The following is a 10,507-nucleotide window of genomic DNA, read 5'->3' as shown; positions in this document are numbered from 1 at the left end:
GCAAGGACGAGCGCGGCAAGTTCGTCTGGCCGGGCTACGGCGAGAACATCCGCGTGCTCAAGTGGATCGTCGACCGGCTGGAAGGCCGGGCCGAGGCGGTGGACACGCCGATCGGCCGCCTGCCGGCCCCGGGCAGCCTGGACGTGTCGGGGCTCGGCCTCACCGACGCCCAGCTCGCCCTGCTGCTCACCGTCGACGCCGACATCTGGCGCCAGGAAGCCGCGCTCATTCCGCCGTTCTACGAAAAGTTCGGCGATCATCTGCCGAAGGCCCTGTGGACCGAGTACGAGGGGCTCCTGCAGCGCCTGGGGGAGCCTGCGCGCCGGCCGGCCATGGAGCCGGCGGAGTAGTCAGCGTCCCCTGAGGAAGACCTGGAGGTCCTGGGCCAGCGCGCGCAGCGCGCTTGCCCAGTCTCCGGGCGCGGGCTGGCGGTAGAGCCGCACCGACGGGTACCAGGGGCTGTCCGTGCGGCCGTCGTGCAGCCAGCGCCAGTCCTCGCCGACCCACGGCAGCAGGATCCAGCACGGCTTGCCCAGCGCCGCGGCAAGGTGGGCGGAGGCGGTGTCCACCGAGATCACCAGGTCGAGGTGCGCCATCACCGCGGCGGTGTCGGCAAAGTCCTTCAGCGGCAACGGGCTTTCGTCGGGCAGCAGGCTCTGCACTCCCGGAAGAGACAGGAGGAAGGCCGCGCCCTCGTAGGGAAGCGAGCGGTTGTGGTCGTTGGCGTGGGCGGGCTTGCCCCGCGAGACGACGCCGATCCGCGCGCCGGGTCGCAGCTTCCCCGCCAGGGCGGCGCGACGGTCTTCCGGCGCCGTGAGGTAGGCCGTTCGACCGGGCAACGTCTCCAGGGTGACGCCCAGCCGCCCGGGAAGGGAGCCCAGCATGGTCCAGGCGTCGGCGACGGGAATGCGCATCTGTCCCTGCGCCGGGATCACCGTCGCGCCCAGGCCTGCGAACAGGGCGGCGAGTTCCGGCCGGACGACGAGGGTGACGGAGACGCCGCGGGCCACGAGATCCGGGATGAAACGGGCGAACTGGATCGCGTCCCCGAAGCCCTGCTCGTCCCAGACGGTGAGGGAGCGCACCGCGCCGCCATCCCATTCCGGATACGGCAGGTCGGGGCGCACGCGGCCGGCCGCCAGGGCCGCGCGGGCCTCGAACAGCGGCCAGGCCTCTTCGTACCGGCCCAGCCCCAGCAGGGACGTCGCCAGGTGCACGGCCAGCTCCGGCGCCTGCGGCCAGCGCTGGTGCGCCTGGCGGGCCGCCTCGAGGGCTTCTTCCCAGCGGTGCTGGGCTTCCAGCAGGTGCGTCAGGTGGCGGTAGGCCGCGCCCGCGAACGGCGGATGGGCCAGGGCCGCGCGATAGGTCGCCTCGGCGGCGGCGAAATCGCCGGCCAGATGCGCCAGGAAGGCCCGCCGCAGTTCGACGGCGCTTACGGTGTCGGTCACGTCAGATGAATCCCGCAGGCGCGCCGGCTCAGCCGCCCGCGATGACGCGCAGGGTGGGGGCGGCGCCCGGCTTCTCGCCGCGGACCTGCGCCACCAGGTCGAAGACGACGCTGCGGACCTCGGCGTCCTCGCCCGCGGTGGCCAGCGCCTCGAGCCGCGCCACATGGTCCGGCGTGATCCGCACCGCAGGGCTGGAGACCACCTCCATGACGTTCGGGGCGCAGCTCACGGAACGTTCGTTGTCGTCGAGCAGGGCCTCGGTGAGCTTCTCGCCGGGACGCAGGCCGGTGATCTTGATCTCCACGTCCCTGCGGCCGGACAGCGCAATCATCTGCTTGGCCAGGTCCATGATCCGCACCGGCTCGCCCATCTCCAGCACGAACAGCCGCGCCTCGGGCGTGTCGCCGTCGCCGTCGCCCCGGGTGGCGGTGGCGTGCAGCACGAGCTGCGCCGCCTCCGGGATGGTCATGAAGAAGCGCTCCATGTCCGGGTGGGTGATGCTCACCGGCCCGCCGCGTTCGATCTGCGAGCGGAAGATCGGCACCACGGAGCCTGCCGAGCCGAGGACGTTGCCGAAGCGCACGGCCGAGAAGCGGGTGACATTGGTCTGCTGGGCCCGAATGAGGGATTCCGCCAGCCGCTTGGTAGCCCCCATGACGTTGGTGGGGTCGACGGCCTTGTCGGTGGAGATCAGCACCATCTGGCCGGCGCCGCAGGCCTTGGCGGCCTCCGCGACGTTGCGGGTGCCGATAAGGTTGGTGAGCACCCCCTCGGACGGATGGCGCTCCACCAGGGGAACATGCTTCAGGGCCGCGGCGTGGAAGACCAGGTCCGGCTGTTCCGCCTCGAAGATGGCCGTGAGGCGCTGGGCGTTGCGGACGTCGCACAGGACGGTGCTGCGCGGCAGGTGCGGGAAGGCTTCGGACACCTCGCGGTCAATCTGGAACAGCGAGGGCTCCGAATAGTCCACAAGGGTCAGCTGCGCGCACTCATATGCGGCCACCTGCCGGCAGAGCTCCGAACCGATGGAGCCGCCGGCCCCGGTGACCAGCACGCGGCGGCCGCGGATCAGCTGGCCGATGGCGCGGCGGTCGAGCTCGATGGGCTCGCGGGCGAGCAGCTCCTCGATGTTGAGCTCGCGCATCGGCAGCGGCGTAAGGCCCTCGTGGTGGGCCAGCTCGACGATGGAGGGCAGGCGCAGCAGGCGGATTCCGTCGTTGGTGAGGCGGCCGAGCTGGTCGGCGGTGAGGCCCTTCAGGCGGCCGGGCTCCTCGAGGAACAGGATCGCGCGCGGATAGCGGTTCCAGCGGCGCAGGTCGGCGAGCGCGGCGTCGAGGTTCTCGAGGTGGTCGATGATGCAGACGCCGCGCACCTGCTGGCCGACGTCGCGCGCCTCGACGCCGACGATCCCCACCGGGGTGTAGCTGCGGTCATGGCTGCGGGCGACGTCGCGGAGGTAGGTGTCGGCGAGCGAGGTCGGGCCGATCAGCAGCAGCGAGGGCCCCTGAGCCACGCGGTCGGAGATGGTCTTCAGCGGCGAGAAGGATTCCAGCACCTGCTCGTGCAGGGCGCGACGCAGGATGCGCACGCCCATGGAGCCGACCATCTGGAAGAGCGGCGCCATGAACAGGGTGGAGCGCGCAAGGCCGCGGGCCCGGTCCATCAGGAAGACGAAGAGCAGGAAGACGCCGACGGTGAGCAGGGCGACGCGGGCCAGCACCAGGGCGTCGGGGATCGAGGTGTAGCGCCAGGGCGAGAGCTCGCGGCGGAAGAGGAAGCACAGAAGGCCCGCGATACCGCCGTAGAGCACCACCAGCTGAACGAGGTCCAGCGACGGCAGGCCGGCCCGACCGAGGTCGGGGCTCAGGGCGATCACATAAGCCAGGGCGAAGGCGCCGGCGGCGATCAGCACGTCGACCACGATCGTCTGCGCCCGGAAGGCCATCCGCTCCATGGCTCGCGCTCCAGTCAAACTCTCCGCCCGCAGCATAGGCTCACCGGCGCGACGAGCCAATGAACGTCGCAAACGGAGCCGAATCGCGGCCTGCCGCCCCCCGGCCGGCGGGCCGGACCTTAGGGAAACGTCCCCCGGGCGTGCAACGGAAAAGCCGCCGCGGGGGCCCGCGGCGGCCCTGTCGCGAAACCGCGTGTCTCAGCGGATCAGAAGGCGGCCTTCACCCCCAGCACCACGCGGCCCTCGGCCAGGTAGCCCAGGGCGTCCTCCTCGTCGGTGTCCCAGTAGCGCAGGTCGAAGGAGACGTTGTCGGTCAGTGCGAAGCCCACGCCCGCGTTCCAGGTCGTGTAGTCGACGCCGACCTCCACCCACTGGCGGCCGACCGCGCCGGAAACGCTGAACTTGCTCTCGCCGAGCGGCATGGCGGCGTTGGCCTCGATGTAGGTGGCGTCGCCGGTCTCGCCGAAGAACTCGGGCGAATAGTAGACGGCCGCGCCGATGGTGGCGGGACCCGCCGCGGTCGACGCCGCGAGCTTGCCTTCCCAGTAGGCCTGGTCCGGACCGGACGGCGAGTCGGTGTAGCCGTAGTAGATCAGGCCGAGGTCGAAGGTGACGGCGCCTACCGTCGGCTTGATGCCGCCGTAGATGTCGAACTCGAGGTCGGTGCCGTTGTTGAACTCGACGTTGGAGACCCAGACACCCGCGTAGCCGATGGACCCGATGGTGGCGTCCACGCCGCCGAAGACCTGCGGATCCTCGTCCGTCTGGCTGATCCCGCGGAAGACGTACTCGGTGGCGGCGCCCACGTTGAAGCTGAGCGAGATCGGTCCCTCGGCTTCCTGGGCCTGGGCCGCACCGCCCAGCGCCAGCGCCCCGAGCGCGCCCAGCAGCGAGAGTTTCAGAGCTTTCATGTCTATCCCCTTGGTCTCCGGCTTGCCTTCGTGGGCTGCCGTGCGCGGCCATGGTTGCGGCCGGCGCGGCGAGTTCAACGGAGAGGGGAGGGCGCCGCCCAGATGAGCGGACCCTGACGGCCGATTGAGCTTAACCGGGCGAAGGCGCCCGGTTTTTGGGCAGATCAGCGCGCGACGAGGGGCGCGTAGCCGAGGTGGGTCCCGGCGTCGACCAGCAGAGTCTCGCCCGTGACGTGGCGCGACGCCGGCGCGGCGAGGAAGATGGTGGCCTCGGCGATATCCTCGGGCTTGGAGGCGGCCTTCATCGGGGTGTTGGCGGCCGTGCCGGCCCGCATCCGGTCGACCGTGGATTCGGGCAGGCCCTTGCCGAACCAGGGGGTGTCGATGAACCCGGGACAGACCGCGTTGACGCGGATCTTCGGCGCGAGGGCGCGGGCCAGCGACAGGGTCATGGTGGTCAGCGCCCCCTTGGAGGCGGCGTAGGGCACCGAGGAACCGATGCCGGTGACGCCCGCGATCGAGGCTGTATTGACCACCGCGCCCGGCTGCGGCGCGGCTTCCAGCAGGCTGCGGCAGGCGCGCACCATCTGGAAGGCGCCCACGACGTTCACGGCGTAGAGCCGGAGGAAGTCGTCCGCGGAGACAGCGTCCATGTCGCCGTGGGCAGCGAAGGTGGTGGTGCCCGCGTTGTTGAACAGGGCGTCGATCCGCCCGAACGGCCCGGCGGCCGCAGCGATCTTCCGGCAGTCGTCGTCGGAGGCGACGTCGCCCTGCACGAGCACGGCCTTGGCGCCGAGCGCCCCCACCTGTCGGGCCGTCTCCTCGGCCTCGTCGGCGCTGCGGGCGTAGTTCACGATCACGGCCTGGGCGCCGCGCCGGGCGACCTCCACGGCGATGGCTCGCCCAAGGCCGGTGGAGGCTCCGGTCACCACCACCACGAAGCCGTTGAAATCCCCGCCCGCCATCTCGCGTCTCCCGTTCCCGTTGTTTGGGCCACCTCTAGCCGCTAAAGCCGCGCGCATGGAAGAGACCCGCCTCACCCAGCTCGGCCGCGACGTCCGGGGCTTCGACAGTCCCGAGACGGCGGTGCTGGAGCGCGTGCCCAACCCGCACGCCGACACGACCTACCTCGTGCGCTTCACGGCGCCGGAGTTCACCTCGCTGTGCCCCGTGACCGGCCAGCCCGACTTCGCCCACCTGATGATCGACTACGCGCCGCGCGACTGGCTCGTGGAGTCCAAGTCGCTGAAGCTCTACCTGGCCTCCTTCCGCAACCACGGCGCCTTCCATGAGGACTGCACGGTGGCGATCGGGCGGCGGCTGGTCGCCGAATTGGACCCACAGTGGCTGCGCATCGGCGGCTACTGGTATCCGCGCGGCGGCATCCCCATCGACGTCTTCTGGCAGAGCGGGCCGGCCCCCGAGGGGCTGTGGCTGCCGGACCAGGGCGTTGCGCCCTATCGCGGGCGCGGCTGAGGCGCAGTTCGCGCCCCGGGCGAGGTTCGCGGGGCGAGGCCGCGTGATGAGTTCTCCTGTGGCGCGAAACGGGCCGCTTGCGGCCGGGGAGGGGCCTCCGGGGTTTCCAAAACGGCCAATGCGGCCTATACCTACTCTCGCCCAACTCTCCTCGGGCGTGTCACCTCAGGCCGGACGGTGCGGTGCGCCGTCCGGCCGTTGTGTGTCTGGAGCTTGACGGTTCAGCCGGTCCAGCGCGTGGTGAGCGCCGCGGGATCCGGCCGCTCCCGCTCCAGCGGAGCCTCCCTGGGCGTCCCGATCAGCATGAACGCCGCCACCCGCTCACGCTCGCCGAGGCCGAGGATCGCGACCGCCTCCGCGTCGTAGGAATACCAGTCGGTGATCCAGTTGGCCCCGTAGCCGAGCGCCAGCACGGCGTTGAGCAGGTTCGCGCAGACCGCCCCGGCCGAGAGCAGCTGTTCCCATTCCGGGATCTGGGCGGGCTTCGGGGAGGAGACCACCACCACCGCCAAGGGCGGGATCCTCAGCTTTGCGAGCTTGGCGGCGGCCGTGGCGTCGCCGCGGCCCTCAGCGAGGGCTTCCAGGCGCGCGGCGAAGCGGGACTTGGCCTCGCCCTCCAGGATGATGAAGCGCCAGGGCGAGAGCTTCCCGTGGTCCGGCGCGCGGGCCGCGAGACGGAGCAGCTCCTCAAGCGCGTCGGGCGGCGGCGCGGGCTCGCCCAGGGTGACGGCGGAGGTCGAGCGCCGCAGGGCCAGGAAGTCCAGCACCTCGGGCGCGGCGCGAAGCGGCAGGGGCGCGCCGAACTCCGGGGCGGGCGGCAGGCGGGCGGTCAAGGGCGCCTCACGGGTTGAGGGTGGATCAGGGTCTGTTTATGGGTTCCCCCGCCGCAACCGCAAGGCCAGTTGAGAACATGTCGCAAAAACCTGACTGGCTGCGGCCGCACGGCGAGCCGTGGGGCAGGGGCGCCGAGCGGCTGGTGTACGACAATCCCTGGATCCGCGTCACTGAGCACGACGCCACCGCGCCCACGGGACGGCCGGCGCTCTATGGCGTGGTGAGCTTCAAGAACCTGGCGCTGGCCGTCGTGCCTCTGCACGACGACGGCTCGGTGGTGCTGGTGGGCCAGAACCGCTTCGCACTCGCCGACTACAGCTGGGAGATCCCGGAAGGCGGCGGGCCGCTTGAGGTCGACCCCCTGGAAAGCGCCAGGCGCGAACTGGCCGAGGAGACGGGGCTGCAGGCGGCCGAATGGCGCGAAGTCCTGCGGGCCCAGCTCTCCAACTCCGTGACCGACGAACGGGCCGTGGGCTTCGTCGCCTGGGGGCTGTCGGAGAGCGCCGACGGCCACCAGGCGGACGAGACGGAGGCGCTCACCCTGGCCCGCGTCCCCTTCCGCGAGGCGCTCGACGCGGCCCTGGCCGGACACTTGCAGGACATCCTGACGGTGGCGATGCTGCTTCGGGCCTACCATATGGCTCGTGAAGGGGCTTTGCCGGGCGCGCTCGCGCGCGCCATGCTAGGGTAGGGAGAGCGGCGGAATGGGCCGGGAGGACGCCATGAGCCAACGGCTTGAAGTCATCGATCCGGCAGCCGCGCCGCCGGTATGGGCCGCGCTGCGCAACGAGGCCTATGCGGCGTCGAAGAACGAGGCGGCCCTGGCCAGCCTGCTGGCCGCGGTGATCCTGAACCACAAGAACCTGGGCGACGCCCTGTCGTACCAGCTAGCCCGCAAGCTCGGGGACCAGGAGCTCAGGGCGATGAGCATCCGCGACATCGCCGAAGAGGCCTTCGACAGCGATCCCGTCCTGGTGGAGACCGCCGAGGCCGACCTGCGCGCGGTGTTCGAGCGCGACCCGGCCTGCAAGGGCTACGTCCAGCCGTTCCTGTTCTTCAAGGGCTTCCAGGCGCTGCAGACCCAGCGGGTCGCCCACTGGCTGTGGAAGCAAGGGCGCGAGACGCTCGCCTTCTACCTCCAGAGCCGCTCCAGCGAGATCTTCCAGGTGGACATCCATCCGGCGACCGTCATCGGCAAGGGTGTGTTCATCGACCACGGCACCGGCATCGTCATCGGCGAGACGGCGGTGATCGGCGACGACGTCTCCATGCTGCAGGGCGTGACCCTGGGCGGCACGGGCGCCGAGCGCGGCGACCGCCACCCGAAGATCGGCAAGGGCGTCTTGCTGGGAGCCGGCGCGAAGGTGCTCGGGAACATCGAGATCGGCGACTACGCCAAGGTTGCGTCGGGCTCGGTGGTGCTGAAGCCGGTGCCGGCGCACTGCACGGCCGCCGGGGTGCCCGCCAGGCTGGTCAACTGCCCGACGTGCGAGGAGCCGGCGCGCAGCATGGACCACACGCTGACCGAGGCTGTGTACGACTACGTGATCTGAGGTTTCCGTGACGCGTCCGAGCCGCTAGGTTCGCGCCGAACCGATTTCCCTGATCCTGGAGCGTAGGCGTGGACGAGAAGGCTATCCGCAAGATCGAAGGCCACCTGCGGGGGACCTTCGCCAATGCGCGCATCACCCTCGTGCCGCGCCCGAAGCAGAAGGACTCCGCCGAGGTCTATATCGGCGAGGAGTTCATCGGCGTCGTCTTCCAGGACGAGGACGAGGACGGCTCCTACATGTTCGAGATGGCGATCCTGGCCGAGGACCTGCCGTAGGGCTTCCGACGCGAAATCTTGAAACTTCGCGCGATTGGTGGCATTTTGCCACTAGCGAAGGAGTTTGCGTCATGGCCGCCCGCCACGCCTCTGTGAAGCTATCCACCGACTTCCTCGAGGAGGCCCGCCGGGAGGCTGAGGCCTTCAACCGCTCGCTGGGCGCCCAGGTCGAGCACTGGGCCCGCATCGGCCGCCGCTTCGAGAACGCGCCGGGGGTGGGCATCGACCGGGTGCGCGCCGCGCTCGAAGGCCGTCTCAGGCTCGAGGATCTCAGCGAGGCTGAGCAGGACGCCGTGATGGGCCGGATGGGCGATCCCTGGGACGCGCAGACCGAGGCGCACTACGCCGAGCTTGGCCGGAAGGACGGCGCTGTCGGCCGCGACGGGCAGGGGCGGCTCGTGCGGCGCGAAGGCGGGCGGCTGCGCCCGGTCGGCTGACCCTTGGCCGAGCTTCGGCCGATCTTCCATCTGCTGGCGGGGCCGAACGGGGCGGGGAAGACCTCGCTCTACGAGACCTTCGTCGGGCGCGTCACCGACGCGGAGTTCGTCAACCCGGATCGGCTCGCCTTCGCGGCGCTGGGTCGGCATGCGCTGACCAGAGAGGACGCGCAACTGGGCCAACGTCTGGCCGAGGCGCGGCGCGAGGAGCTGACGGCGGCGCGCCGCAGCCTGGTCGCGGAGACCACCTTCTCGCATCCCTCGAAGCTGGACCTGGTGAAGACGGCGCAGGACCTGGGCTATCGCCTGCAGGTCTACCATCTGAACCTGGAAAGCCCCGACGACGCGGTCGCCCGCGTCGCCTTCCGGGAGGCCCAGGGCGGGCATCCCGTGCCGGAGGCCAAAATCCGCGGCCGCTACGCGCGCAATCCGGCGCTGATCCGTGAGGCGGTGCTGATGGCCGACGCTGGGCTGGTGTTCGACAACAGCGCGATCGGTCGGCCCCCGCGCCGGCTGATCCAGTTCCGCCGCGGCGTGGCGGTGAACGCCGCGCCGGACCTGCCGGCCTGGGCGGCCGCGCTCTATGGCGGGCACCTCTAGTTGGGCGCGGTGACGGGCGCGGCGGTCGTACTCTCCACCGGGCCGGAGCCGTCGACCGGGGTCGAGGCGGCGGTGGCGGCCTGCTGGGCCTGCTGCTGCAGCTGGGCGTCCGGCACCTGGCTCGGCGGCGCCTCGGTGGTCACGGTGGCGGTCGCGGTGCCGGTGTCGGCCTCGGCCTTGCGCTCGTTGCTGCAGGCGGCCAGCGCCAGGGCGGCGGCCAGGCCGATAAGCGGCGTCTTCATCTGAACGTCTCCTCGTCTTCCCAAGGCGTCAACCGGAGCGGAGCCGCTTCGTTCCGGCGTCAGAGGACGGCCACGACCAGCGCCGCGCCCACGACGGCGACGACGTCCTCGAGCAGGGCGGCGGGGAGATCCCGTCCGAGCCGCCGCGCCAGCCCCATCCTGGCCGCATAGCCGCCGAGCGTGCCGAGCCCTGCGCCGAGAGCGCCGGCGACCGCGCCCGCGAGGACCTGGCCGGCGGCCCAACCGACGGCGGCTCCGACCAGGGCGCCGCTGACCACCCGGGCGACGAAGGGCCCCGGCGCCTTGCGGCTCGGGGTCTTCGGCAGCTTATCCCCGACCAGCTCGAGGGCGGCGAGGCCGGTGAGGATCCAGGCGGCGACGGGGCTGCCCAGGACCGCCATCGGGGTGTCCGCGAGGATGAGCCGGCCGGAGACGGCGGCCCAGGCGACGGCGGCTGGGGCGGTGAAGGTGCGCAGTCCGGCGATGACGCCCAGGAAGAAGGCCAGGATCAGCATGCCGGTCACGGTAGGCCGGGGTTTCCAAGGTCTCCGTCGCCGGGTGGCGGTCCGAGGAAGTCACGAGGATCGGCGATGTAGGCGCCCGCCCGGACATAGCCGTTGTCGAAGCAGTCGCCCGTGGGCTGGCGAATGCAGAGGTCGTGATTCAGGCGCTCGAGCGCGTAGTAGCTCTGCGCGCAGCCGGTGAGGGCGAAGCCCGCGGTCGCGACCGCCAGGGCAAGGGCCGTTCGCATGACAGGTCCTCCAGAGGCCGAGGCTA

The 10,507-nt window shown here is 71.2% G+C and carries 15 protein-coding genes; 7 read left to right on the top strand and 8 right to left on the bottom strand.

Going from position 1 to position 10,507, the window contains the following annotated elements; all coding sequences use genetic code 11:
- Nucleotides 1-350, top strand: a 350-nt coding sequence (locus V7Z97_RS14965) for a phosphoenolpyruvate carboxykinase domain-containing protein (RefSeq protein WP_334164237.1), incomplete at its 5' end; no start/stop codon positions are given.
- Here the strand turns inward: V7Z97_RS14965 and V7Z97_RS14960 are convergent.
- The 4 genes from V7Z97_RS14960 to V7Z97_RS14945 form a co-directional block, all read right to left on the bottom strand.
- The gene (locus V7Z97_RS14960) at nt 351-1,448 is read right to left on the bottom strand and encodes a glycosyltransferase family 9 protein (protein WP_334164236.1); all 1,098 of its coding nucleotides are present in this window, start codon (nt 1,446-1,448) and stop codon (nt 351-353) included.
- A gap of 28 nt (nt 1,449-1,476) precedes the next feature.
- The gene (locus tag V7Z97_RS14955; RefSeq protein WP_334164235.1) at nt 1,477-3,402 is read right to left on the bottom strand and encodes a polysaccharide biosynthesis protein; all 1,926 of its coding nucleotides are present in this window, start codon (nt 3,400-3,402) and stop codon (nt 1,477-1,479) included.
- 206 nt (nt 3,403-3,608) lie between these two features.
- Nucleotides 3,609-4,313 carry a TorF family putative porin gene (locus V7Z97_RS14950; RefSeq protein ID WP_334164234.1) on the bottom strand — a complete coding sequence of 235 codons (705 nt, stop codon included), beginning with the start codon at nt 4,311-4,313 and terminating at the stop codon, nt 3,609-3,611.
- Between the two features lie 164 nt (nt 4,314-4,477).
- Nucleotides 4,478-5,335, bottom strand: a complete 858-nt coding sequence (locus tag V7Z97_RS14945) for an SDR family NAD(P)-dependent oxidoreductase (RefSeq protein ID WP_334164233.1) — start codon at nt 5,333-5,335, stop codon at nt 4,478-4,480.
- On the opposite strand from V7Z97_RS14945, the gene queF reads away from it, so the two are divergent.
- The gene (gene queF / locus V7Z97_RS14940; RefSeq protein ID WP_334164232.1) at nt 5,334-5,789 is read left to right on the top strand and encodes a preQ(1) synthase; all 456 of its coding nucleotides are present in this window, start codon (nt 5,334-5,336) and stop codon (nt 5,787-5,789) included. The two genes, V7Z97_RS14945 and queF, sit on opposite strands and share 2 nt — an antisense overlap.
- A 221-nt stretch (nt 5,790-6,010) precedes the next feature.
- Here queF and V7Z97_RS14935 read toward each other — a convergent pair whose 3' ends face one another.
- Nucleotides 6,011-6,622 carry a nitroreductase family protein gene (locus tag V7Z97_RS14935; RefSeq protein WP_334164231.1) on the bottom strand — a complete coding sequence of 204 codons (612 nt, stop codon included), beginning with the start codon at nt 6,620-6,622 and terminating at the stop codon, nt 6,011-6,013.
- 77 nt (nt 6,623-6,699) lie between these two features.
- On the opposite strand from V7Z97_RS14935, the gene V7Z97_RS14930 reads away from it, so the two are divergent.
- The 5 genes from V7Z97_RS14930 (at nt 6,700) to V7Z97_RS14910 (ending at nt 9,488) form a co-directional block, all read left to right on the top strand.
- The gene (locus tag V7Z97_RS14930; protein ID WP_334164230.1) at nt 6,700-7,314 is read left to right on the top strand and encodes an NUDIX hydrolase; all 615 of its coding nucleotides are present in this window, start codon (nt 6,700-6,702) and stop codon (nt 7,312-7,314) included.
- Nucleotides 7,315-7,345: 31 nt separating this feature from the next.
- Nucleotides 7,346-8,176, top strand: coding sequence for a serine O-acetyltransferase (gene cysE, locus V7Z97_RS14925; RefSeq protein WP_334164229.1), 831 nt, complete (start codon nt 7,346-7,348; stop codon nt 8,174-8,176).
- A gap of 68 nt (nt 8,177-8,244) precedes the next feature.
- Complete coding sequence (locus tag V7Z97_RS14920; RefSeq protein ID WP_325461397.1) at nt 8,245-8,451, top strand: DUF3126 family protein; 207 nt, start codon at nt 8,245-8,247, stop codon at nt 8,449-8,451.
- A gap of 71 nt (nt 8,452-8,522) precedes the next feature.
- Entirely contained in the window at nt 8,523-8,888 is a 366-nt protein-coding gene (locus V7Z97_RS14915) for a TA system antitoxin ParD family protein (protein WP_334164228.1), read from the top strand.
- 3 nt (nt 8,889-8,891) lie between these two features.
- Nucleotides 8,892-9,488 (top strand): AAA family ATPase, encoded by a 597-nt coding sequence (locus V7Z97_RS14910; protein ID WP_334164227.1) that lies wholly within the window; start codon nt 8,892-8,894, stop codon nt 9,486-9,488.
- Here V7Z97_RS14910 and V7Z97_RS14905 read toward each other — a convergent pair.
- From V7Z97_RS14905 to V7Z97_RS14895, 3 genes are read right to left on the bottom strand one after another with little or no spacing between them, the layout of a single operon-like run.
- On the bottom strand, nt 9,485-9,730 hold the full coding sequence (locus tag V7Z97_RS14905; protein WP_334164226.1) for a hypothetical protein: 246 nt from the start codon (nt 9,728-9,730) through the stop codon (nt 9,485-9,487). The genes V7Z97_RS14910 and V7Z97_RS14905 overlap by 4 nt on opposite strands.
- A 59-nt stretch (nt 9,731-9,789) precedes the next feature.
- Nucleotides 9,790-10,245 carry a DUF4126 family protein gene (locus V7Z97_RS14900; protein WP_334164238.1) on the bottom strand — a complete coding sequence of 152 codons (456 nt, stop codon included), beginning with the start codon at nt 10,243-10,245 and terminating at the stop codon, nt 9,790-9,792.
- Between the two features lie 5 nt (nt 10,246-10,250).
- Entirely contained in the window at nt 10,251-10,481 is a 231-nt protein-coding gene (locus V7Z97_RS14895; protein ID WP_334164225.1) for a hypothetical protein, read from the bottom strand.
- Between the last annotated feature and the right edge of the window lie 26 nt (nt 10,482-10,507).

Origin of the sequence: Phenylobacterium sp. (genome assembly GCF_036821595.1) — a bacterium.
GTDB lineage: Bacteria > Pseudomonadota > Alphaproteobacteria > Caulobacterales > Caulobacteraceae > Phenylobacterium.
Note: the sequence above shows the minus strand (reverse complement) of the source record. Positions and strands in the feature narration are given on the sequence as shown.